General features: G+C 60.1%; 19 protein-coding genes and 1 pseudogene. 9 read left to right on the top strand and 11 right to left on the bottom strand.

The annotated features are described in order from the left end of the window. Positions 1-52 precede the first annotated feature (52 nt). Both BLU46_RS23050 and BLU46_RS23055 read left to right on the top strand, forming a co-directional pair. Positions 53-985 (top strand): iron-sulfur-binding ferredoxin reductase, encoded by a 933-nt coding sequence (locus BLU46_RS23050; RefSeq protein ID WP_093205637.1) that lies wholly within the window; start codon positions 53-55, stop codon positions 983-985. Positions 986-1,015: 30 nt separating this feature from the next. Then, complete coding sequence (locus BLU46_RS23055; protein ID WP_093205642.1) at positions 1,016-1,765, top strand: enoyl-CoA hydratase-related protein; 750 nt, start codon at positions 1,016-1,018, stop codon at positions 1,763-1,765. A gap of 196 nt (positions 1,766-1,961) precedes the next feature. Here BLU46_RS23055 and pyk read toward each other — a convergent pair whose 3' ends face one another. Beyond that, on the bottom strand, positions 1,962-3,413 hold the full coding sequence (gene pyk, locus BLU46_RS23060; RefSeq protein WP_017475648.1) for a pyruvate kinase: 1,452 nt from the start codon (positions 3,411-3,413) through the stop codon (positions 1,962-1,964). 175 nt (positions 3,414-3,588) lie between these two features. Between pyk and BLU46_RS23065 the strand changes: the two genes are divergently transcribed. Both BLU46_RS23065 and BLU46_RS23070 read left to right on the top strand, forming a co-directional pair. Then, positions 3,589-3,963 carry a tetratricopeptide repeat protein gene (locus tag BLU46_RS23065; RefSeq protein WP_093205647.1) on the top strand — a complete coding sequence of 125 codons (375 nt, stop codon included), beginning with the start codon at positions 3,589-3,591 and terminating at the stop codon, positions 3,961-3,963. Positions 3,964-4,189: 226 nt separating this feature from the next. Then, positions 4,190-4,549 (top strand): PilZ domain-containing protein, encoded by a 360-nt coding sequence (locus tag BLU46_RS23070; RefSeq protein WP_063033907.1) that lies wholly within the window; start codon positions 4,190-4,192, stop codon positions 4,547-4,549. A 17-nt stretch (positions 4,550-4,566) separates the two neighbouring features. Here the strand turns inward: BLU46_RS23070 and BLU46_RS23075 are convergent, their stop codons facing one another. From BLU46_RS23075 to BLU46_RS23100, 6 genes are read right to left on the bottom strand one after another with little or no spacing between them, the layout of a single operon-like run. Then, positions 4,567-5,898, bottom strand: a complete 1,332-nt coding sequence (locus BLU46_RS23075; protein ID WP_063027581.1) for a DUF58 domain-containing protein — start codon at positions 5,896-5,898, stop codon at positions 4,567-4,569. A gap of 7 nt (positions 5,899-5,905) precedes the next feature. Then, positions 5,906-6,886 carry an AAA family ATPase gene (locus BLU46_RS23080; RefSeq protein WP_017475652.1) on the bottom strand — a complete coding sequence of 327 codons (981 nt, stop codon included), beginning with the start codon at positions 6,884-6,886 and terminating at the stop codon, positions 5,906-5,908. Further along, positions 6,883-8,040, bottom strand: a complete 1,158-nt coding sequence (locus tag BLU46_RS23085) for a DUF4350 domain-containing protein (RefSeq protein WP_093205652.1) — start codon at positions 8,038-8,040, stop codon at positions 6,883-6,885. The genes BLU46_RS23080 and BLU46_RS23085 overlap by 4 nt, the downstream gene beginning before the upstream one ends. Beyond that, complete coding sequence (locus BLU46_RS23090) at positions 8,037-9,566, bottom strand: DUF4129 domain-containing protein (protein ID WP_093205657.1); 1,530 nt, start codon at positions 9,564-9,566, stop codon at positions 8,037-8,039. Before BLU46_RS23090 ends, BLU46_RS23085 begins: the two co-directional genes overlap by 4 nt. Next, complete coding sequence (locus BLU46_RS23095) at positions 9,553-10,533, bottom strand: stage II sporulation protein M (protein ID WP_093205661.1); 981 nt, start codon at positions 10,531-10,533, stop codon at positions 9,553-9,555. Before BLU46_RS23095 ends, BLU46_RS23090 begins: the two co-directional genes overlap by 14 nt. Next, entirely contained in the window at positions 10,530-11,222 is a 693-nt protein-coding gene (locus BLU46_RS23100) for an RDD family protein (RefSeq protein WP_093205665.1), read from the bottom strand. Before BLU46_RS23100 ends, BLU46_RS23095 begins: the two co-directional genes overlap by 4 nt. A gap of 189 nt (positions 11,223-11,411) precedes the next feature. Between BLU46_RS23100 and sbcB the strand changes: the two genes are divergently transcribed. Beyond that, a complete protein-coding gene (sbcB, locus tag BLU46_RS23105) occupies positions 11,412-12,839 on the top strand; it encodes an exodeoxyribonuclease I (RefSeq protein WP_063027591.1) in 1,428 nt (475 codons plus the stop codon). A gap of 90 nt (positions 12,840-12,929) precedes the next feature. Here sbcB and mvaT read toward each other — a convergent pair whose 3' ends face one another. Beyond that, the gene (gene mvaT / locus BLU46_RS23110; protein WP_005790963.1) at positions 12,930-13,304 is read right to left on the bottom strand and encodes a histone-like nucleoid-structuring protein MvaT; all 375 of its coding nucleotides are present in this window, start codon (positions 13,302-13,304) and stop codon (positions 12,930-12,932) included. A 350-nt stretch (positions 13,305-13,654) separates the two neighbouring features. Between mvaT and purU the strand changes: the two genes are divergently transcribed. Continuing rightward, a complete protein-coding gene (purU, locus tag BLU46_RS23115; RefSeq protein WP_003209762.1) occupies positions 13,655-14,503 on the top strand; it encodes a formyltetrahydrofolate deformylase in 849 nt (282 codons plus the stop codon). A gap of 83 nt (positions 14,504-14,586) precedes the next feature. Then, on the top strand, positions 14,587-14,787 hold the full coding sequence (locus BLU46_RS23120; protein ID WP_093205669.1) for a hypothetical protein: 201 nt from the start codon (positions 14,587-14,589) through the stop codon (positions 14,785-14,787). Positions 14,788-14,797: 10 nt separating this feature from the next. On the opposite strand, the gene BLU46_RS33600 is transcribed toward BLU46_RS23120, so the two are convergent. Together BLU46_RS33600 and BLU46_RS33605 are read right to left on the bottom strand one after the other, a co-directional pair. Beyond that, a complete protein-coding gene (locus tag BLU46_RS33600; RefSeq protein ID WP_373568943.1) occupies positions 14,798-15,562 on the bottom strand; it encodes a methyl-accepting chemotaxis protein in 765 nt (254 codons plus the stop codon). A gap of 93 nt (positions 15,563-15,655) precedes the next feature. Further along, a pseudogene (locus BLU46_RS33605) lies at positions 15,656-16,687 on the bottom strand (HAMP domain-containing protein); the annotation flags it as partial. Positions 16,688-16,884: 197 nt separating this feature from the next. On the opposite strand from BLU46_RS33605, the gene BLU46_RS23130 reads away from it, so the two are divergent. Continuing rightward, positions 16,885-18,363 (top strand): helicase HerA-like domain-containing protein, encoded by a 1,479-nt coding sequence (locus BLU46_RS23130; RefSeq protein ID WP_093210185.1) that lies wholly within the window; start codon positions 16,885-16,887, stop codon positions 18,361-18,363. 122 nt (positions 18,364-18,485) lie between these two features. On the opposite strand, the gene BLU46_RS23135 is transcribed toward BLU46_RS23130, so the two are convergent. Beyond that, positions 18,486-18,941, bottom strand: coding sequence for a DUF721 domain-containing protein (locus BLU46_RS23135; protein WP_008432358.1), 456 nt, complete (start codon positions 18,939-18,941; stop codon positions 18,486-18,488). Between the two features lie 305 nt (positions 18,942-19,246). On the opposite strand from BLU46_RS23135, the gene secA reads away from it, so the two are divergent. Beyond that, positions 19,247-21,982: a preprotein translocase subunit SecA gene (gene secA / locus BLU46_RS23140; RefSeq protein WP_003209775.1), complete on the top strand. Its 2,736-nt coding sequence runs from the start codon at positions 19,247-19,249 to the stop codon at positions 21,980-21,982. The last annotated feature ends 78 nt before the right edge of the window (positions 21,983-22,060 follow it).

Below are 22,060 nucleotides of genomic sequence, written 5' to 3' on the forward strand. Positions count from 1 at the left end.
AACTCTGCCGGGCGTGATTCCCTGTAGACGCCTTTTTGATTCGAGACCCTTGATGCCTGAACTTCACGTCGGCGAACGCCACTGGTCGGTAGCCGCCGGCAGTAACCTGCTGGATGCCCTGAACCAGGCGGGTGTGGCTGTGCCCTACAGCTGCCGCGCCGGCAGCTGCCATGCCTGCCTGGTACGTTGCCAGGGTGACCTTCAGGACAATCAACCAGATGCCCTGAGCCTGGCGCAACGCCAGGACGGCTGGCGCCTGGCTTGCCAGTGCCAGGTCATGGGTGACTTGCAGATCGAAGCCTTTGACCCGCTGCGTGATGGATTGCCTGCGACGGTGCAGAGTATCGATTGGTTGACCCCGAACGTACTGCGCCTGCGGCTGCAACCCGAGCGCGGCTTGCGCTACCGGGCGGGGCAGCATCTGGTGCTGTGGGCGGGCAGCATTGCGCGGCCGTACTCATTGGCCAGCCTGCCCCAGGACGATCCGTTTCTCGAGTTTCACATCGATTGCCGCCTGCCCGGCGAGTTCAGCGACGCCGCCCGCCAATTCAAGCCCGGTGACAGCCTGCGCCTGGGCGAACTGCGGGGCGGGGCGTTGCAGTACGACCCCGACTGGCAATCCCGGCCGCTCTGGCTGCTGGCCTCGGGCACCGGACTTGGCCCCTTGTGGGGCGTGCTACGTGAGGCCTTGCGCCAGGATCACCAAGGCGCCATCCGGGTCATTCATCTGGCCCATGACGCTGACGGTCATTATCTGGCCGAGCCACTGGCGCAGTTGGCTGCGGCGCATCCGAACGTGACGGTCGAGCTATGGACGGCGGCCGGGTCGACTGACGCTTTGGCGCAACTGCGGCTTGTTTCCCGGCAAACTCTGGCCTTACTCTGCGGGCACCCTGCCAGCGTCGAGGCCTTCTCCAAGCGCCTGTTCCTGGCCGGACTGCCGCGCAATCAACTGCTGGCCGATGTGTTCCTGCCCCGTGGTTGAGCGCTGAATTTTCCAGCCGCGAGATTTGCCATGACCGATGCCATCCTGCAGCAACGCGAACGCGGGTTGCTGATCCTGCAGCTCAACCGCCCGGACAAGAAAAACGCCCTGACCCGCGCCATGTACAGCCAATTGGCCGAGGCGCTGGAGCAGGCGGATGCCGATACCAGCGTCAATGCCGTGTTGATTCAGGGCAGCAGTGAGTGTTTCACCGCCGGTAATGATATTGGCGACTTCCTGGAGCAACCGCCGGCTGACCTCGACAGCCCGGTGTTTCACTTCATGCGCAGCTTGCTCAATTGCCGCAAGCCGGTGATTGCGGCCGTGGCGGGTGTGGCAGTGGGAATTGGTACGACGCTGCTGCTGCATTGTGACCTGGTGTATGTCAGCCGGGATGCGCGGTTGCGCATGCCGTTCGTCAACCTGGGGCTGTGTCCGGAGTTTGGTTCCAGCTTGATTCTGCCGCGCTTGCTGGGGCATGCCAAGGCGGCGGAGTTGTTGCTGCTGGGTGAAGGCTTTACTGGTGAGCAGGCTGCCGCTTGGGGCATTGCCACTGAGGCATTGGGCAGCGGCGAATCAGCCCTGGCCAAGGCGCGGGAAGTCGCTGGACGGTTTGAGACCCTGGCGCCGGGTGCGGTGCAGGTCAGCAAGCATCTGATGAAAAGCGTCGATCGCGAGCAGTTGCGCAGGGTGATCGAAGAGGAGGGGGCGTTGTTTACCCAGCGGTTGAAATCGCCGGAGGCGATTGCGGCGTTGTCGGCCTTTATCGTTCGGCGATGAATGGGCGTTGACTGTTCGGACGTCTTCGCGAGCAAGCCCGCTCCCACATTCGACCGCATTTCTTCAGGATGTACGCGGTTAAATGTGGGAGCGGGCTTGCTCGCGAAGAGGCCAGTAAAGCCAATACACAAGCCAATCTGGAATGCAAAAAGCCCCGCCATTCACAGGGCGGGGCTTTTGTTTTTCAGCGTGTCACTCAGACCATTGGGTCGCCAACGTGCAGGATCTTCATGCCGTTGGTGCCGCCGATGGTGTGGTAGCTGTCGCCCTTGGTCAGGATGACCCAGTCGCCTTTCTCTACTACGCCGCGCTTGAGCAACTCGTCGATCGCGGCCTGGCTGACTTGCTCAGGCGGCAGCGATGCCGGGTCGAACGGTACGGTGTAGACGCCACGGAACATGGCCGCGCGGGCCTGGGTTTCGCGGTGCGGGGAGAATGCGTAGATCGGGATCGAAGAACGGATGCGCGACATGATCAACGGCGTGTAGCCACTTTCGGTCAGGGCGATGATCGCTTTCACGCCCGGGAAGTGGTTGGCGGTGTACATGGCGGCGAGCGCGATGCTCTGGTCGCAGCTTTCGAAGACCTTGCCGATACGGTGGCTGGAGGTCTTGCTGGTCGGGTGCTTTTCAGCGCCGACGCAGATGCGTGCCATGGCCTGCACGGCTTCCAGCGGGTACGGGCCAGCCGCACTTTCAGCCGAGAGCATTACGGCGTCGGTGTAGTCGAGCACGGCGTTGGCCACGTCGGACACTTCGGCACGGGTCGGCATCGGATTCTGGATCATCGACTCCATCATCTGGGTCGCAACGATCACCGCTTTATTGTGGCGACGTGCGTGCAGGATGATTTTCTTCTGGATACCGATCAGCTCGGCGTCGCCGATTTCCACGCCGAGGTCACCACGGGCAACCATCACGGCGTCGGACGCCTTGATCAGTCCGTCGAGGGTTTCGTCATCGGCCACGGCTTCGGCGCGTTCGATCTTCGCCACCAACCAGGCAGTACCGCCGGCTTCGTCGCGCAGTTTACGGGCGTATTCCATGTCGGCGGCGTCGCGCGGGAAGGATACCGCGAGGTAGTCCACTTCCATTTCGGCGGCGAGCTTGATGTCGGCCTTGTCTTTTTCAGTCAGGGCTGGAGCGGTGAGGCCACCGCCGCGACGGTTGATGCCTTTGTGATCCGACAGCGGGCCGCCGATGATCACGGTGCAGTTCAGTTCGGTCGGGGTTGCGGTGTCGACGCGCATCACCACGCGACCGTCGTCCAGCAGCAGTTCGTCGCCGACGCCGCAGTCTTTCACCAGGTCCGGGTAATCGATACCCACGACTTGCTGGTTGCCTTCGGTCAGGGGATGGCTGGTGGAGAAAGTGAACTGGTCACCGATCTTCAGCTCGATCCGCTTGTTGGTGAATTTGGCGATACGGATTTTCGGGCCTTGCAGGTCACCCAGCAATGCAACGAAGCGGCCATGCTTGGCAGCCAGGTCACGCACCAGCTTGGCGCGAGCCTTGTGCTCGTCCGGGGTGCCGTGGGAGAAGTTCAGACGGGCAACGTCCAGGCCAGCCAGAATCAGCTGTTCGAGGACTTCCGGCGAGTTACTGGCCGGGCCAAGGGTGGCGACGATTTTGGTACGACGGACGGACATGCACGGACTCCTGAGTTCAAGCGCTGAGGAAGGCTACTATGCTCTTTGGTTGTAGTCATTGTTCGTTTGCACTACTTATCGATGATTCGCTTGTTTTCACTCTGCATGAACAGATGAACAACCTTGAAGATTTTCGATGAAGGGTCGATACACTGCACAAGACAGGAGAACCCCCATGCGAATCGTGATCATTGCTGCCCTGGCCGTCAGTGTTGTCGGCTGCACCCGTTGGTCGATGGACCATCATTTGAACAATGCGTACCGCGCCTATGGTGTCGGCGATTGCCAGCGGGTCACCCTTGAGTTGTCTCAGGTCGACCGTGAGAGCCGTTCCCGGCGCTATGTGCAACCGGAAGTCTCGATGCTGCGCGGGCAGTGCCTGGAGCGCGAGAAACTGTTCGTTGATGCGGCGCAAACCTATCAGTTCATCATCAGCCAGTACCCGGCGAGCGAATACGCTTTCCGTGCCCGCGCTCGCCTGGACACCCTGCAACAACTGGGGCATTACTCCGGCGCGAGCGCCGCCCAGCCGCGTCCCGCGTCGTTGTGATGATATTTGTCATGCCATAGCTGGCTCGTTGCCAGTCTTGGGCTAATCTTTGAATGTCAGTTTGTATAAGTTTCTATTCAAACGGATGGAGTTCCCGGATTTGGCAGTTGTAGAAGTGGCAACGCGTTTGCGGTTGTCGCACCGATATCCGGGGAGAGCGGGCCTTTGGGCTCGTTTCGAATCACTGGAGCGGCCACAATCATGGCCATTGGATGGCGACCTCATCATGTTTACTCCCCGACGGATCGAGCGGCATCAGTTACCTTGCTTCCTTCAAGTGTTCAATCGCCTGACAGACAAGCCTATTGGCTATTTGGGCAATGTCTCCGCGCAGGGGCTGATGTTGATCAGCCAATTGCCCATGATGGTCGACGTGGAGTTCGAGCTGCGCTTGAAGATCCCGGGGCCTGAGGGCCAGGTACAGGCGGTAGACCTCACGGCTACCTGCCTGTGGTGCCATGAGGACATAAACCCCAGGCATTACGACTCCGGGTTCAGTGTGTCCCAGGCGCCCGCCGAATATGGAGAGGTGATCAACGCACTGTTGAGTTACTTCAGCTTTGATCCCTTGCAGGCCTCTGCCTAGGCACCGTGCGCCAGCATTCATAGCACGCCGGCTTTTTTCCAGCCCAGGTAACGGGTCACCAGGGCGGCTCCCATTTCCGAAGGCAGCGTGTCCAGTACTGAAAGACCGTGGGCGTTCAAGCGGTCATGGAGTTCGTCTCGGGTATTGAGATAGTCGACATTACCGCAATAGGCCAGGGCTTCGGGCAGGGTTTGCACAGGGGCTTGGCGCAACTGGTCTAGGACTTCCTCCCGCAGGCTCGCGACCAATACCCGGTGCTGGCGACTGAGGCGTTTAACGGCGCTCAGCAGTTCTTCATCATCCTCATCGCGCAAATTGGTCACTACGATCACCAACGAGCGGCGTTTCTGCCGCGCCAGCAGCTGGCTGGCGGCTGCCTGGTAATCGGCCGTACGCCGGGAAGTGTCCAGGTCATACACCGCATTCAGCAGCAGATTGAGCTGGCCGCTGCCCTTGACCGGCGCCAAGTAGCGCGGCTGGTCGCAGGCAAATGTGCAGAGCCCCACGGCATCACCCTGGCGCAAGGCGACATAGCTGAGCAGCAGGCAAGCATTGAGGGCGTGGTCGAAGTGCGACAGTTCGGCGTCCTGGCTGCGCATACGCCGGCCACAATCGAGCATGAACATGATCTGCTGGTCGCGCTCATCCTGGTACTCCCGGGCAATGGGTGTGCGTTGCCGAGCGGTGGCTTTCCAGTCGATCTGGCGCAGGCTGTCGCCCTCGCGAAACTCGCGCAGTTGATGAAATTCCAGGCCCAGCCCGCGCCGTTGGCGCTGGCGTACGCCAAGCTGGTTGAGCCAGTTGTCTACCGCCAGCAGCTGCGCGCCATACAGGCGCGCGAAGTCCGGATAGACCCGGGTGGCATCTTTGACGTCTATCAACCGCCGTGCCGACCACAATCCCAGTGGGCTGGGAAGGTGGACTTCGCAACGGGTAAAACTGAAATGCCCGCGCCTTTGGGGTTTTAACCGGTAACCCAATTCACTCTGCTGTGCGGGCCGCAGTTCGATGGATTGTGGCAGGTTCTCCACCGTCAAACCGTCCGGTACATGATCGAATACCTGGACCACCAGCGGCTGTGGATAGTCGTGGTCCAGCGTCACCCGCACCTCGCCCCAGCGACCCAGCGCCAGGCTCCCGGGCATCTGCCGTCGCACGCGTGGGGATGGCCGGCGGCGCAAACGGCCGGCATCCAGCAGGGCCAGTAACAAAAGGGCCAGCAGCAGGCCCCACGTCACGGCGTGCAGGGTGTCTGGCACCTTGATCTGCAGCGCCCCCAGTGCGCCGAGCAGGACACTCAGGCCCAGCAGCACACCGAGCCAGATCAATAGCAGGCGGGTCGGTCTCATGGGCGTGTCATTGCCGTGGCGCCGGGACTTGGTCCAGCAGTTGCTTGAGCACCTGGTCGACTTCCAGCCCGTCGATATCCAGCTCCGGGGCAATGCGCACTCGATGGCGCAGCACTGCCAGGGCGCAGCCCTTGATGTCGTCCGGGGTAACGAACTCGCCCCCACGCAGCAAGGCCCGGGCCCGGGCGCCACGCACCAGGGCGATGGAGGCCCGCGGGCCCGCGCCGATGGTCAGGCCTGGCCAACTGCGGGTGGTGCGGGCCAGGCGCACGGCATAGTCGAGTACTTGTTCATCCAGCGCCAGTTCACTGGCGATCTGTTGCAACTGCAACACATCTTCGGCGTGCAGCACCGTTCGAAGCGGTTGCACGTCGAGCATGTCGGCGCGCGAGGAACGGGTGACTTCGCGCACCATGTCCAGTTCTTGCTGCGCCTCGGGGTAGTCCATGCGCACCTTGAGCATGAAGCGATCCAGTTCGGCTTCGGGCAACGGGTAAGTGCCTTCCTGCTCGATGGGGTTCTGGGTGGCCAGTACCATGAACGGTTGGCCGATGGGCAGCGCCTCGCCTTCGAGGGTTACCTGGCGTTCCTGCATGGCTTCCAGCAACGCCGCCTGGGTTTTCGCCGGGGCGCGGTTGATCTCGTCAGCCAACAGCAGGTTGGTAAACAACGGCCCCTTGCGCAGCTTGAACTGCTCGGTATGCAGGTCGTAAACGGCATGGCCGGTCACGTCGCTGGGCATCAAATCCGGTGTGAACTGAATACGTGCGAACTCTCCACCAAAACAGCGCGCCAGGGCTCGTACCAGCAGGGTTTTGCCCAGGCCAGGAACACCTTCAAGGAGTACGTGGCCACCGGCGATCAACGCCGTGAGCACGTCATCGATCACTTGCTCCTGGCCGATGACCGCCTTGCGCAGTTCGACGCGCAAGGCCTGGGCCAGTTGGCTGGCGCGCTGAATCGGGTCTGCGGCTGGAAATTCGCTCATAGGGCATTCCTGAGGGTTTGCAGGCTAGCCACCTGGCGGCTGAAATCGGCACTGGAGAGCCGTTTTGCCGGGAGTGGGCCGAGGGCCTGGCTGATGACGAGGGAGGGTTGGCGGGTCAGGCGTTCAAGGACCCGCGATTGTTCGGCAGTGTCGAGGTGTTCGAACCCGGGATGACGGCGCCTTGCAGTGCGTTGGATGTCGCGCTGCAAGGCTTGCAACAAGCTGTTTTGGCCGCTGCGGCGCAGCAGGAAGTCGGCACTGGCTTTTAGATGTTCCTGCAATTGCCGGCGTGCCTTGGGGGCTGGTTGCCGGATCGGGCCCTGGCGTAGGCTGGCGTGCCATAACCCGAGGGCCATCAATGCGGCGAGTGCCACCAGGGCCTGGGGGAAATAGCGCAGCAACAGGCTGAACAGATCCTCGACATGCGTGTTGAACAGCAGCGTGACCTGCGTCCCCTGGCTCAGGTACCAGAGCAGCCAGGCGTTATCGTATTGGCCAATGGCCGGGCTTTTCCACAGGTCGCTGTCGGTGACCACCGTCACACGGCCTTGTCCGAGGTTGACCTGCATCAGGTGCGTCGACTTGGCACTGTTGGCCGAGAATTGCGCCAAGTGCCTGGGGTCGGTGAGATTGAAGTCGGTGTCGAAGCTGAAATAGGCCGGGGCCGTTTCGTTGTCCACATAGAGTTTGGTCAGGTCCGGCGTTTTCTTTTTACGCGCCGGTGCTGGAGCGTCGAACGTTTCACTGAAGGATTGGTGTATCTGCACACTATCCAATAGCAGGTCACCACTTTTGCCGGTGTCCTCATCCCACAGTGCTTCGGCGACCAGCAGCAGGTGGCCGCCAGCCCGGGTCCATTGCAGCAATTGCTCGACCTGCGGCGGGCTCATGTTACTGCGCTCGCCCAGCAACAGCAGGCTGTTGCCTTTGGGCGAAAGACTGGCCAGCCGTTCCAGGCTGTTGGCGTGCTCCACCACCAGGCCTTGCTGGCGCAGAAAGTGTTCCGCCGCCAGGTAGGGGTTGGCGAGGGCTTCTGGCGAAGGGCCGCGGTCGACCACCTCCTGATACGGGATCGCCTTGTGCCAGGCATAAAAACCGCCTGCTGCGAGCAGGCACGCCACGAGCAGTCCGACCCACAGCAATGGCCGGTTCATTGCGCAGCTCCCGCGCCGAACAGGGCTCGCCAACGGCTGCATAGCTGTTGTTGCGCGAAGGCAGGCGGCAGGCGGTGGCCGTAGGCAAGGTTTTGCCAGTAGCGGGTCAGTTCGTCGCTGAACGCCAACAACTGCGGTTGTTGCAGTTGGCGGATACGCTCCAGGACCTGGCCTTCCGTGTCGGCGCTTTTCAGCGGCAGGTTGAAGTCGTGCAGCAGGCGGCTGAGCAACCCCCGGTAAAGTAAACCGAGGGCTTCCCGGGGCTGCGTCGCCCAGAGCTGTTCAGCGGTGCCGGCGATGTCTTCGGGCAGGGTATCTGCCCCCAGCTCGAGGCCGAACAACTGCGAGGGAGCGGGCTTGGCAGCCTTGGGCTTGCGGGGGCTGCGGCGGCTGACAAAAGCATGCAGCCAGTCACGGTATCGCCAGATCACCAATGCCAGGCCACCCACCAGCAATCCCCAGAGCAGCACTTCAAGGCCCTTCGCGATGTGCTTGAACGAATCGCTGTTGAGGTTTTTCAGCAATGCTTCCAGCCAGGCCGGCAACTTGCCTTCATCTTTCGGTTTGGTTTTGTCCGCCGCTTTTTCTTCGCCGAAGCGGTAGCGGGTGACGGTCTCGGCGTTTTTGAACGGTGGCTGCTCCAACAGCGCCTTGATCGACTGACTGGCCGATTGTGTACTCAGGGGCTTTTGGGGGGCCGGTTCATCGGCCCATGCCGGTGGGGGCGCCGGAACCAGTACCAGCCCGATCACCAGCAGCAGTACCGGCGCTACGCCGCTCAAGCGCTGGCGCAGCCGGCGGAATACCAGTTCCAGGTCCCAGGCTTCCAGCACGGTACGGCGGTTCAGGTACAGGCTGAAACCGCAGGCGACATAGATAGGCTCCCAGAACACCAGGATCAGCGCATAGAAGGCGTTGGTCAGGTGTTCCAGCCAGAGCCAATCGTGCCCCGCGGTGAGCACCAGCTGTTGCCAGTCCCAATCCCGCTCTACCTCCTGGGGCAGGAAAAAATAGAACACGGCCATCAACCCGAACCACAGGGCGATTTCCAGGTGCACCCCGATCAGGGTCAGCCAGCGCGCAGCGCCGGCGTTGCGTTGTTGCAGTACACCAAGACGTTGTTGGCGCGCCTGGCCTTTCAGACCTTCGAGCTGGACCACCGGCATCACGAAACTGCGGCTCAGGCTGAAACGTCGCCAGGTCAGGCTGGCCAGCAGTTGGCCCTTGAGCAGGCGTGGCGAGTGACGCAGGGCTTGTTTCAGGCTGGGTGTTTCGCCGAACAGGGCCTTGGACAGGATATACAGTGGCAAGCGGTCGAATGCCGGTTTCAACCACCAGAACAGCAACAGTGCGGTAGAGGGGTGATTCCACAGCAGTACGCTGAACAGGGCGAAGATCGGCAAGGTCACGATGGCCCAACTGCTCATCAACAGCAGCCGATGTTCGCGGGCCAGCAGGATGCCGAGGTCCATGGCTTCCCAGGAGGTACGCGGGCGGATCACGACGCTGGCATCACTCAGGCGCATGGCGGTTCCGTCCGGCAAACAGCAGGTAGGCAGCCATCAGCAACCAGAGGGCTGCGCCCACCAGGTACTTGATCCACGGCGCCACCGCAGTGGTGGAAGACCAGTACGCCTCGATAAACGCGGCGATCAGCAGGAACACCATCACACCGCAAATCATTTGCACGCTTTTACGCGCGGCCAGTCGCAGGGATTCACCTCTCGTCAGTTGCCCCGGTGCAATCAAGGCCCACCCCAGTTGCAGGCCGGCCGCGCCAGCCAGGGCGATGGCGCTGAGTTCGAAGGCGCCATGGCCAATCACGAATGACCAGAAGGTCTGGCCGTAGCCGATTTGTGTCAGGTGCCCGGCAACGGCACCAATGATCAGGCCGTTGAAGAACAGGAAAAATACGCTGCCCAGGCCGAACAACAGCCCGGCGGCAAAGGTCTGGAATGCGATGCCGATGTTGTGCATCACGTAGTAGCCAAACATCATCCAGTCTTCGCTGGAGGCACGTTCGGCTGCCCGACCCAGACGGCTGGCATCCGGGTCGTACATGCCCTGCATCTCGGCCACTTGCTGGGGGCTGACGATGCTGTAGATCAGGTCTGGGTACAGGTACACCAGCAACGCGATGCCGATCAGGCTGCCAAAGAACAGCAGGCTGGCGACCAACACGAATGGCCATTGCGCGCGAACCAGCCTGGGGAAGTCGGCCAGCAGAAAGCTCAGTACGTTTGCGCTCAACTGGCTGCGATGCCGATACAGCTGTTGATGGCCGCGCAAGGCAAGCTGCTGCAATGGATCAACCAGATAACTGCTGTAGCCGCGTTCCTGGGCCAGCGCCAGATGCTGGCACAACTGCCGGTACTGATGAGGGAAGTCGGTGAAGTCAGCACGCTTGGCTTTGCCCTTTTCAAGCTGTGTCAGTTGCGTGGCAAAGGCTTGCCATTGTGCCTGGTGGCGGCTTTCGAAAAGACTCTGCTTCATGCTGGCCCCAACAATCCACGAGCCACGCCGTTCAGTTCCGCGACGGCGCGGGCAGGGGAGACCTGCAGGGGAGTGGCCAGGATTGCGGCCAGTTCGTTGACTCGCTCGGCGGACAGTTCGCCCTGGCGTTCGGCGAAGCTGAGAATTGCCCGTTGTTCGTTCAGCTCCAGGGCGAACGGCAGACGCAGCGCCGGAGCTTGCGGAACCTGCGGACGGGAAAGTGGTTGTTCGCGATAGATCACCAGAGTCCCGGCCGCCAGGTCACCCAGGCGTTTGAAGTTGGGGTGTTGCAGGCAACTGATGGCGCCGAGGACGTAGCCGAACGGCAACATGTCGACAAAGCGCAGCAGGTTGCGGATCAGCGAGGCGGACCAGCCGATGGGCGTACCGTCGTCCTGCACTACTCGCAAGCCCATGATCTGCTTGCCGGGTGAGCAGCCCTGGTTGAGCACTTCGAACAGCACCATGTACCACCAACTGACGAGGAACAGCAGCAGCGAGCCCAGGCCGATGCCCAGGTTTCCGAGAAACGCGAGGGCGATGAACAGGATGCCGAGAATCAGGCCGCGCAACCCCAGGTCGAAGGCGAAGGCCAGTGAGCGGACCAGCAGGCCGGCCGGGCGCAGGGGCAGGTCGATGCCCTCTGGGGTCTCGATCTGGTAGCGGGTATCCAGTGGCGCAGATGGCATCGCGGTCCTTGGCAGTGCTGCGCTGACGCCTGGGCGGCAGCGGCGGGGTTGGAAAGACGGATGCTAGCAGTGTCGACGGTGGAAGCAACCACTCAACGATTTACTGAATGTTTGTACAGTGAACACAGCGCTGGCCCCCGGTGCCGTCAAGCGCCTAGACTTTGCCGGTCTTCAGCACAGGAATAGCCCGTGACCACCATTTTCTGGTACGACTATGAAACCACCGGCATCAACCCGCGTACCGACCGCCCACTGCAGGTAGCCGGCATTCGCACTGACCTTGAACTCAACGAGGTCGGGTCGCCGGTCAATCTTTATTGCCACCCCAGCGACGATATCCTGCCGCACCCGGCTGCGTGCGCGATTACCGGTATCACGCCCGGGGTGCTGGCGGAAAAAGGCCTGGCCGAAGCCGACTTCATGACCCGGGTACACGCCGAACTCGCCGCCCCGGGCACCTGCGGGGCTGGCTACAACACCTTGCGTTTTGACGACGAGATGACGCGCTACAGTCTGTACCGCAACTTTTTTGATCCCTATGCCCGGGAGTGGCAGGGCGGCAATAGCCGCTGGGACCTGATCGACGTAGTACGCACCGCCTACGCCCTGCGCCCGGACGGGATCGTCTGGCCGGAACAGGATGGGCGCGTCACCCTCAAGCTTGAGCGATTGACGGCTGCCAACGGCATCGACCACGGCCAGGCCCACGACGCCTTGTCCGATGTGCGCGCCACCATCGCACTGGCGCGGTTGATCCGCGAAAAGCAACCCAGGCTCTATGACTGGCTGTTTCAACTGCGCAGCAAGCAACGGGTGATGGACCAGGTGCGGTTATTACAGCCGATGGTGCATATCTCCGGCCGTTTTTCCGCCGAGCGTCATTACCTGGGAGTGGTGTTGCCGCTGGCCTGGCATCCGCGCAATCGCAATGCGTTGATCGTCTGTGACCTTGGGCTCGATCCCCAAGGGTTGTTGGACGAGGACGCCGATACCTTGCGCCGGCGCTTATATACCCGTCGTGATGACCTTGCCGAAGGTGAGTTGCCGGTACCGCTCAAATTGTTGCACATCAATCGCTGCCCGGTAGTCGCACCGTTGAGTGTGCTTCGGGCACAAGACCGCGAGCGTCTGCAACTGGATATGGATGAGTGTGAGGCGCGAGCCCTGCGGCTAAGCGACGCACAGGAACTATGGCGCGATAAATTAGCGCTGATTTATGCCGAGGAAGATTTTGCGCCAAGCGCTGATCCCGAGCAGCAGCTATACGATGGTTTTATCGGGGATCGTGATCGACGTTTATGTGAACAAGTGAGAGTCGCCGAGCCTGCGCAACTAGCGCGCCAGCAATGGCCTTTCGATGATGAGCGTTTACCTGAATTATTATTTCGCTATCGCGCGCGTAACTTCCCTGACACCTTGAATAGTGAGGAGCAACAACGCTGGAGAGTTTTCTGTCAGCAACGTTTGTCAGACCCTCAATGGGGGGCGCCAAACACCCTTGAAGCTTTTAAACAGGCACGTCTTGAGTTGGCTGTTAGTGCTACACCGTTTCAGCAGCAGGTGCTTGATGAGTGGCAGGAATATGTTGACTCTTTAGCAGCACGAATGAGCCTGTAATCGGCACGCAGGTAAAATGCGGACAATAAAAAACGCCAGCTAGCTGGCGTTTTTTATTGCGTTGCGTATCACGCGGCGTCCTGGTGAGGCTTAGCCCAGCAGGGTAGCCCAGCCTTCAACCACGTCGCCGCCCCACTTGGCTTTCCACTCTTTCAGCGTCTTGTGGTTGCCACCTTTGGTTTCAATCACTTCGCCGTTATGCGGGTTTTTGTATTGTTTAACCTTACGTGCACGCTTGGTGCCGGTAGTTTTTACGGCACCACGTGGAGCCTTAACTTTCGACTCTGGATCCAGCAGCGCGATGATGTCACGCAGGGATTTGGAGTATTCGCCCATCAGGGTGCGCAATTTGCCTTCGAATTCCAGCTCGGTTTGCAGTTTGTCGTCTTGGGACAGGTTCTTCAAACGGGCTTGCAGCTCTTTGATAGCTTCTTCGGTGGCACGGTATTCGTTGATCAGGGACATGGGGACTACCTTATGTAGGGCGCTGGGTGAAAGGGGATAGTGGCCCAATAATAGTCAGACAGTTTGCCCAAGTAAACATTTAAGGCCGCATTTATGTAATTTACTTTGGTTGTTTGTGGCAAAAGGGTGGAATTGAGTTAATTAGTAAGGGTTAAGGCCTAAAGATACTCTCGTTAAGTCCTGGCTTACTGCCTGAGTCCATGGGATAGCACACATATAGTGGGTAAAACCTTACGCTATTAAGGGGCAGGGCCGGCTCGCGTGATCAGAATAAGCGTAGAGGAATACTGCAGTTTTTGTGCGCAATCGCTAGAATGGCGGCCTTTGTGAAGTTCTGGAGTTTCCCCCTAATGCGCACTTTTCGGCTGGTGATTGCTTGCCCGGACCGGGTTGGCATCGTTGCCAAGGTCAGTAACTTTCTGGCTTCCCATAACGGCTGGATCACCGAAGCGAGCCATCACTCGGACAATCTCAGCGGCTGGTTCTTCATGCGTCACGAAATTCGTGCCGATACGCTGCCCTTTGGTCTAGAGGCATTTCGCGAGGCATTTGCGCCGATCGCTGAAGAGTTCTCGATGACCTGGCGCATCACCGACACGGAACAGAAAAAGCGCGTGGTCCTGATGGCCAGCCGTGAGTCCCACTGCCTGGCAGACTTGCTGCACCGCTGGCACAGCGACGAACTGGACTGCGAAATCTCCTGCGTGATTTCCAATCACGACGACCTGCGCAGCATGGTCGAGTGGCACGGCATCCCTTACTACCATGTCCCGGTCAACCCGCAGGACAAGGAGCCGGCTTTCGCCGAGGTCTCGCGCCTGGTCAAGCAGCACGACGCAGACGTCGTGGTGCTGGCGCGCTACATGCAGATCCTGCCGCCGGAACTGTGCAGTGAGTACGCCGGCAAGGTGATCAACATTCACCACAGTTTCCTGCCGTCGTTTGTGGGCGCAAAGCCGTATCACCAGGCATCCCTGCGCGGTGTAAAGCTGATCGGCGCTACGTGCCACTACGTCACCGAAGAGTTGGACGCAGGTCCGATCATCGAGCAGGACGTGGTGCGCGTCAGCCATAGCGACAGCATCGAAGACATGGTCCGTTTTGGCCGTGACGTCGAGAAGATGGTGCTGGCCCGCGGCCTGCGCTATCACCTGGAAGACCGGGTGCTGGTGCACGGCAACAAGACCGTCGTGTTCTGATTGAAGTGTTCTGATTGAAGAATGAAGGGCCTGGGCGTTAAATCGCTACAGGCCCTTTTTTTGCCTCGGGAGAGGATTGGAGAATGAGCGATCCACTTGATAAAGCCACGTCCAAAGCCCCTGCGACGCTGGGAGAGGGTTGTTTGAGTCGATATGACCCGGATGACTTGAGCGGTGACGACGGCACCGAGTTTCCAGGCGCCGCCGAGTTGTGGGAACAACTGCAGGACACGTCCGAATCGCCGGAAGAAAAGGCGTCAGCCCCTGCGCAAGGTCGCCACTGACGCCGTTGAATCAGATCCGGAAACTGCCCACCAGTTGTTTCAAGCGCGCTGCCTGCTGTTCCAGGTCGGAACAGGCGCGCAACGTTGATTGCAGGTTTTCCACACCTTCCTGATTGAGGGTGTTGATCTCGGTGATGTCCATGTTGATCGACTCCACCACCGAGGTCTGTTCTTCGGTAGCGGTGGCCACCGACTGGTTCATCCCGTCAATCTCGCCGATGCGCTGGGTCACGCTGTTCAGGCGCTCGCCGGCCAGGTTGGCGATTTCCACGCTGTCCTGGCTGTGACGCTGGCTTTCACTCATGGTGCTGACCGAATCCCGCGCGCCCACTTGCAGCTCCTCGATCATCTTCTGCACTTGCTGCGCCGATTCCTGGGTACGGTGTGCCAGGTTACGCACTTCATCGGCCACCACGGCGAACCCGCGACCAGCTTCCCCGGCCCGTGCGGCTTCAATCGCCGCGTTGAGGGCCAGCAGGTTGGTTTGCTGGGAAATGCTGGTGATCACTTCCAGAATCTGCCCGATGTTCACCGTCTTGTTGTTAAGCGCTTCGATATTGGTGCTGGAGGCGCTGATCATCTGCGACAACTGGTTCATCGCCTTGATATTGCGCTCCACCACCTGCTGCCCGTCTTCGGCCAGTTGTCGGGCATCGCTGGCCTGGTTGGAGGCCTGTGCGGCGTTGCGGGCGATTTCCTGGGCGGCGGCCCCCAGTTCGTTGATGGCGGCCGCTACGCTGTTGGTGCGGTTGGCCTGCTCGTCGGAATTAACCATCGAGGAGTTGGAGGCGCTGACCACCCGCAGGGCCACTTCATTGACGTGCTCGGTGGCCGAGGACACTTCGCGAATTGAGGTGTGAATCCGCTCCACGAAGCGATTGAACGCGGTACCGAGTACGCCGAATTCGTCGTGGTTCTGGATGGTCAGGCGGCGGGTCAGGTCGCCCTCGCCGTCGGCGATGTCTTCCATGGCGCGGGTCATGATGTGCAATGGCTGCAGGAGGATGCGGATCAGCATGCCCAGCAGGGCGATGATGATGACCACCGCGATGATCGTGGCAATGATCGCCGAGGTGCGGAATTCACTGAGCATGGCGAAGGATTTGTCTTTATCCACCGACAGGCCGAGGTACCAGTTCACCGAAGGCAGGCCCTTGATTGGGGTAAAGGTGACGATGCGGGTTTTGCCGTCGACTTCGACTTCACTGAAATCGCTGCTGATCTTCGGGGTGTTTTTTGGATAGACGTCAGCCAGGGCTTTCATCACCAGGCTTTTGTCCGGGTGCACCAGCACTTTGCCGTCGGCGCTGACCAAGAAGGCATACCCCATGCCGCCGAAGTTCAGGGCTCCGATGTTGTCCACCAGGGTTTGCAGGCTCAGGTCGCCGCCCACCACGCCAACACTCTGCCCGGCTTTGCTGCTGGGGGTGGCAATGGAGATGATCAACTGGCCGGTGGCCGCGTCAATGTACGGTTCGGTCAGGGTTGAGCCGTTGCTGCCCTGTGCGCCCTTGTACCAGGGGCGTACACGCGGGTCGAAACCGTCGGGCATCTTGGTGTCGGGGCGGATCACGAAACCGCCTTTGCTGTCGCCCAGGTAGGTGGCCATGAACGAAGACGTCAGGGCTTTCTGTTCCAGGAGGCTCGCGACGTTAGTTGAATCCGGGTTGATGGCGATGTTCTGCGCGGCGCTTTCGATCAGCACAATGCGCCCGGTGAGCCAGGTCTGGATATTGCTGGCGGTGACGTCGCCCATCTCATGCAGGTAGTTGTTCAGATCGTCGCGAATCGCATTACGCTGCAAGTAGTCGTTGTAAAGGGTAAACAACGCAAAGGCGGCAATGACGATAAGAGCGGCGGCAAGCAGGATTTTATGGCTGAAACGCAGATTTTTATTCATGGCTTGTGGGGTCCGCTATGGTCTTAATATCCGATGCACGTCCTTTTGGGGCGCGCAAAATGGCTGCGTCAAAAAAAGTGTGATATTTCCATCTGCTCCTGCAGGAATTATCCGGCCCGTTTTTTCTAAGACTTCTTGGGTCTCTCGCTTTAACTGTATCGACCACGCCGTGCTAAAGATTAACCATGGGTGACAAAATGCCTGACTCCTCGCAACTCATTATTGGTGCAGATCTTCAAGGTCAGCCGATCGCCCAGTCGATGCGCCTGGCCAACCGCCACGGCCTGATCGCGGGTGCTACCGGTACCGGCAAGACCGTCACGTTGCAGCGCCTGGCGGAAGCCTTCAGCGATGCCGGTGTCGCGGTGTTTGCCGCCGACATCAAGGGCGATCTGTGTGGCCTGGGCGCCGCGGCCAACCCTCAGGGCAAGGTTGCCGAGCGGATTGCCGGCATGCCTTTCCTTAATTACACGCCCAAGGCGTATCCGGTGACGTTGTGGGATATCCACGGCCAGTCCGGTCATCCGCTGCGTACCACCATGAGTGAAATGGGCCCGCTGTTGCTCGGCAGCCTGTTGGAACTCACCGACAGTCAACAATCAGCGCTTTATGCGGCCTTTAAGGTGGCCGACCGCGAAGGTCTGTTACTGCTGGACCTCAAGGACCTCAAGGCGCTGCTCAATCATTTGCGCTACCACCCGGAATTGCTGGGGGAAGACGCGGCCTTGATGACCACCGGTTCCAGCCAGGCGCTATTGCGGCGCCTGGCAGTGCTGGAACAGCAGGGTGCCGAAGCGTTGTTCGGCGAGCCGGCGTTGCAACTGGAAGATATCCTGCAGCCCGCCAGTGACGGGCGCGGTCGTATTCATTTGTTGGACGCCAGCCGGCTGGTGCATGAGGCACCGAAGGTGTACGCGACCTTCCTGCTCTGGCTGTTGGCCGAACTGTTTGAGCAACTACCGGAGCGCGGTGATGCCGACAAGCCGCTGCTGGCGCTGTTTTTCGATGAGGCGCATCTGTTATTCGCCGATACTCCAAAAGCCCTGCAGGATCGCCTGGAACAAGTGGTGCGGCTGATTCGTTCGAAAGGGGTCGGTGTGTATTTCGTCACCCAGTCTCCGGGAGACCTGCCGGACACGGTACTGGCGCAACTAGGCTTGCGCATCCAGCACGGCCTGCGGGCATTCACCACCAAAGAGCAGAAATCCCTGCGAGCCGTGGCCGATGGCTTCCGCCCTAACCCGGCGTTTGATGCGCTGGCGGTGCTGACCGAATTGGGAACGGGTGAGGCGCTGGTGGGAACCTTGCAGGAAAAGGGGACGCCTGAGGTAGTCCAGCGCGTACTGGTGGCGCCGCCGCAATCGCGGATCGGGCCGTTGAGCGAAGCCGAGCGGGCGGCGTTGATTGCCAGTTCGCCGTTGCTGGGGCGCTATGACAAGCCGATTGATCGAGAGTCGGCGTACGAAGTGTTGATGGCCCGCAAGGACCTGGGGCCGCAGGAGGAGGCGGCGCCCGCTGCTGAAGAACCGAGTTTTACCGACAAGGCCGGCGCGTTCCTGGGGACTACGGCAGGCAAGGCACTGAAGTCGGCGATGCAACAGGCGGCCAATCAGATGGGCCGGCAATTGGTGCGCGGGTTACTCGGGTCGTTGTTGGGTGGCAGCAAGCGTAAATAACGATGCGATCAAATGTGGGAACGGGCTTGCTCGCGAAAGCGGTGGATCAGTCAATATATGCAGTGACTGACACGCCGCCTTCGCGAGCAAGCCCGCTCCCACATTTGGTTATGCGCCAGGTCTCAGGTTTTGGGTTTGGCGTGAGCGGCCAGCCGCTCCAGTGCCGCGCGTAAATTCGGATCGGTAATCCCGTCGGCCGTGGCCTGAATGGTTTCGGCTGCGATTTCCGACAAATCCATCGTATGCCCCACTGCACCTTGCGGTACGGTCGGCGGTTGTACTTTGAACTGGATGCGCGTCAGGCTGGCGAATTCATCGAAGGCCATCAATTGGCGCTGCAACCGTTTTTGCTGATAGCGCAGGCGCGTCGCCCAATGGCCATCGGTGACGATCAGCAGCAGATTGCCTTCACGCCACGAAGCCACATGGCAGTGTTCGCGGGCGGCGGGTTGCAGTTGGCTTTCTACCAGGCGTTGCAGATGACCAAGGCGTTGCGCATGGCCGAAGATGGCTTTTAAAGGCTTGGCTTCGCGAAGCAACACGGCGGGAGCTCGAGCCGTAAGAGGGCGAAATGCCATGACTAGACACCTTAAGTAACAGAGCGGCCATGGTAGCAGAAAGCGTCTGCACCGCTGCGGCCATTGCATTACCGGCAGTTTATCCATTAAATCAATGAGTAACTTATTGCCTGAATGGGTTGAAGTTCAGCAAAAAGCCCTTATTTTAAACAAGCCCTCTAAGAGCGCCGTGCCAGCATCGTGGAATAACGCCACTTTCCTCACCCACGTTTCCGGGTAGAATGCTCGTTCGCATGCGGCCGTGAGGGCTGCTCGGGCGACTCACGGGGCGCCCTCCATCCCTATGTGTGGAAGAACCTGCCGATATGTTTGCGCCTTTGTTAAAGAAACTTTTTGGAAGCAAGAATGAGCGCGAAGTCAAACGCATGCTCAAGACGGTGCAGCTGGTCAATGCCTTCGAAGAGCAGATGGTTGCCCTTTCGGACGAGCAATTGCGCGCCAAGACCGAAGAGTTCAAGGCCCGCATAGCCAAAGGTGAAACCCTCGACAAGCTGCTTCCCGAAGCCTTTGCGGTCGCCCGTGAAGCCGGTAAGCGTGTCATGGGCATGCGCCACTTCGACGTTCAGTTGATCGGCGGCATGACCTTGCATGAAGGCATGATTGCCGAAATGCGTACCGGTGAAGGCAAGACCCTGGTGGCAACCCTGGGCGTTTACCTCAACGCATTGTCCGGCAAGGGCGTGCACGTTGTGACGGTGAACGACTACCTGGCTCGCCGGGACGCCAACTGGATGCGTCCGCTGTATGAATTCCTCGGCCTGACGGTCGGCGTTGTCACGCCGTTCCAGCCGCCGGAAGAGAAGCGCGCCGCCTACGCTGCCGACATCACCTACGGTACCAACAACGAATTCGGTTTCGACTACCTGCGCGACAACATGGCGTTCAGCATGGAAGAAAAATTCCAGCGCGAACTCAATTTTGCCGTGATCGACGAAGTCGACTCCATCCTGATCGACGAAGCCCGTACCCCGCTGATCATCTCCGGTCAGGCCGAGGACAGCTCGCGTCTGTATACCGAAATCAACAAGCTGATCCCGCGCCTTGAGCAACATATCGAGGAAGTGGAAGGCGTGGTGACCAAAGAAGGTCACTTCACCATCGACGAAAAGACCCGCCAGGTCGAACTCAACGAAGCCGGTCACCAGTTCGTCGAAGACATGCTCACCCAGATCGGCCTGCTGGCCGAAGGCGAGAGCCTGTACTCGGCGCACAACCTGGGCCTGTTGACCCACGTGTATGCCGGCCTGCGCGCTCACAAACTGTTCCATCGCAACGTTGAATACATCGTGCAGGACGGCCAGGTCGTGCTGGTCGACGAACACACCGGTCGTACCATGCCGGGTCGCCGTTTGTCGGAAGGCCTGCACCAGGCGATCGAAGCCAAGGAAGCCCTGAACATCCAGGCTGAAAGCCAGACCCTGGCCTCCACCACCTTCCAGAACTACTTCCGTCTGTACAACAAACTGTCCGGCATGACCGGTACAGCCGACACCGAAGCGTTCGAATTCCACCAGATCTACGGTCTGTCGGTGATGGTCATCCCGCCGAACAAGCCGCTGGCGCGTAAAGACTTCAACGACCTGGTGTTCCTGACCGCCGACGAGAAATACGCTGCAATCGTTGCCGACATCAAGGAATGCATGGCCCAGGGTCGTCCGGTGCTGGTGGGTACTGCCACCATCGAAACTTCCGAGCACATGTCCAGCTTGCTGGCCAAGGAAGGCATCGAGCACAAGGTCCTCAACGCCAAGTTCCACGAAAAAGAAGCCGAGATCATTGCCCAGGCCGGTCGCCCGGGCGCACTGACCATCGCCACCAACATGGCCGGTCGTGGTACCGACATCCTGTTGGGCGGTAACTGGGAAGTGGAAGTCGCCTCCCTGGACAACCCGACCCCAGAGCAGATCGCGCAGATCAAGGCCGACTGGCAGAAGCGTCACCAGCAAGTGCTGGAGTCCGGTGGCTTGCAGGTGATCGCGTCAGAGCGTCACGAATCGCGTCGTATCGACAACCAGTTGCGTGGTCGTGCCGGTCGTCAGGGTGACGCCGGTTCCAGCCGTTTCTACCTGTCCCTGGAAGACAGCCTGATGCGTATTTTCGCCTCGGACCGGGTGAAGAACTTCATGAAAGCCCTGGGCATGCAGTCCGGTGAAGCGATTGAACACCGCATGGTGACCAATGCCATCGAGAAGGCCCAGCGCAAGGTAGAAGGCCGCAACTTCGACATTCGTAAGCAACTGCTCGAGTTCGATGACGTCAACAACGAACAGCGTAAAGTGATTTATCACATGCGTAACAGTTTGTTGGCCGCCACCAACATCGGCGAGACCATTGCCGATTTCCGCCAGGACGTGCTGAACGCCACCGTCAGCGCACACATTCCGCCACAGTCCCTGCCTGAGCAGTGGGATGTTGCCGGTCTGGAAGCCGCGTTGAAGAGCGACTTCGGTGTCGACTTGCCGGTCCAGCAATGGCTCGACGAAGACGACCACCTGTATGAAGAAACCCTGCGCGAGAAGCTCATGACCGAGCTGCTGGCCGCGTACAACGAAAAAGAAGAGCAGGCGAGTGCCGAAGCACTGCGCACCTTCGAGAAGCAAATCGTACTGCGCGTGCTGGACGACCTCTGGAAAGACCACCTGTCGACCATGGACCACCTGCGTCACGGCATCCACCTGCGTGGCTACGCCCAGAAGAACCCGAAGCAGGAGTACAAGCGCGAGTCGTTCACGCTGTTCTCCGAGCTGCTGGATTCGATCAAGCGCGATTCGATTCGTGTGCTGTCCCACGTTCAGGTGCGTCGCGAAGACCCGATCGAGGAAGAAGCCCGCCTGCGTCAGGAAGCCGAGGCACTGGCTGCGCGCATGCAGTTCCAGCACGACGAAGCACCTGGCCTTGAGGCTCCGGAAGTGTTGGGTGAAGAGGTCGATGTGGCCCTGGCTCAAGCTCCGGTGCGCAATGAGCAGAAGCTGGGTCGCAATGAACTGTGCTGGTGCGGTTCGGGCAAGAAGTTCAAACACTGCCACGGCGAAATCAACTAAGATTTTCGTCTGACGCTGCAACACCCCGCGCCGCGACCGGCATCAGCCGTCGCGGCGTTTTGCCATTTTGTCACCGTC

Origin of the sequence: Pseudomonas yamanorum, from assembly GCF_900105735.1 — a bacterium.
Lineage (GTDB): Bacteria > Pseudomonadota > Gammaproteobacteria > Pseudomonadales > Pseudomonadaceae > Aquipseudomonas > Aquipseudomonas yamanorum.

Bases quoted from the DNA above. Each gene is read 5' to 3' on its own strand.
- BLU46_RS23050 (WP_093205637.1), top strand. From the start codon at position 53: ATGCCTGAACTTCACGTCGGCGAACGCCACTGGTCGGTAGCCGCCGGC.
- BLU46_RS23055 (WP_093205642.1), top strand. From the start codon at position 1,016: ATGACCGATGCCATCCTGCAGCAACGCGAACGCGGGTTGCTGATCCTG.
- pyk (WP_017475648.1), bottom strand. From the start codon at position 3,413: ATGTCCGTCCGTCGTACCAAAATCGTCGCCACCCTTGGCCCGGCCAGT.
- BLU46_RS23065 (WP_093205647.1), top strand. From the start codon at position 3,589: ATGCGAATCGTGATCATTGCTGCCCTGGCCGTCAGTGTTGTCGGCTGC.
- BLU46_RS23070 (WP_063033907.1), top strand. From the start codon at position 4,190: ATGTTTACTCCCCGACGGATCGAGCGGCATCAGTTACCTTGCTTCCTT.
- BLU46_RS23075 (WP_063027581.1), bottom strand. From the start codon at position 5,898: ATGAGACCGACCCGCCTGCTATTGATCTGGCTCGGTGTGCTGCTGGGC.
- BLU46_RS23080 (WP_017475652.1), bottom strand. From the start codon at position 6,886: ATGAGCGAATTTCCAGCCGCAGACCCGATTCAGCGCGCCAGCCAACTG.
- BLU46_RS23085 (WP_093205652.1), bottom strand. From the start codon at position 8,040: ATGAACCGGCCATTGCTGTGGGTCGGACTGCTCGTGGCGTGCCTGCTC.
- BLU46_RS23090 (WP_093205657.1), bottom strand. From the start codon at position 9,566: ATGCGCCTGAGTGATGCCAGCGTCGTGATCCGCCCGCGTACCTCCTGG.
- BLU46_RS23095 (WP_093205661.1), bottom strand. From the start codon at position 10,533: ATGAAGCAGAGTCTTTTCGAAAGCCGCCACCAGGCACAATGGCAAGCC.
- BLU46_RS23100 (WP_093205665.1), bottom strand. From the start codon at position 11,222: ATGCCATCTGCGCCACTGGATACCCGCTACCAGATCGAGACCCCAGAG.
- mvaT (WP_005790963.1), bottom strand. From the start codon at position 13,304: ATGTCCCTGATCAACGAATACCGTGCCACCGAAGAAGCTATCAAAGAG.
- purU (WP_003209762.1), top strand. From the start codon at position 13,655: ATGCGCACTTTTCGGCTGGTGATTGCTTGCCCGGACCGGGTTGGCATC.
- BLU46_RS23120 (WP_093205669.1), top strand. From the start codon at position 14,587: ATGAGCGATCCACTTGATAAAGCCACGTCCAAAGCCCCTGCGACGCTG.
- BLU46_RS33600 (WP_373568943.1), bottom strand. From the start codon at position 15,562: ATGGTTAATTCCGACGAGCAGGCCAACCGCACCAACAGCGTAGCGGCC.
- BLU46_RS23130 (WP_093210185.1), top strand. From the start codon at position 16,885: ATGCCTGACTCCTCGCAACTCATTATTGGTGCAGATCTTCAAGGTCAG.
- BLU46_RS23135 (WP_008432358.1), bottom strand. From the start codon at position 18,941: ATGGCATTTCGCCCTCTTACGGCTCGAGCTCCCGCCGTGTTGCTTCGC.
- secA (WP_003209775.1), top strand. From the start codon at position 19,247: ATGTTTGCGCCTTTGTTAAAGAAACTTTTTGGAAGCAAGAATGAGCGC.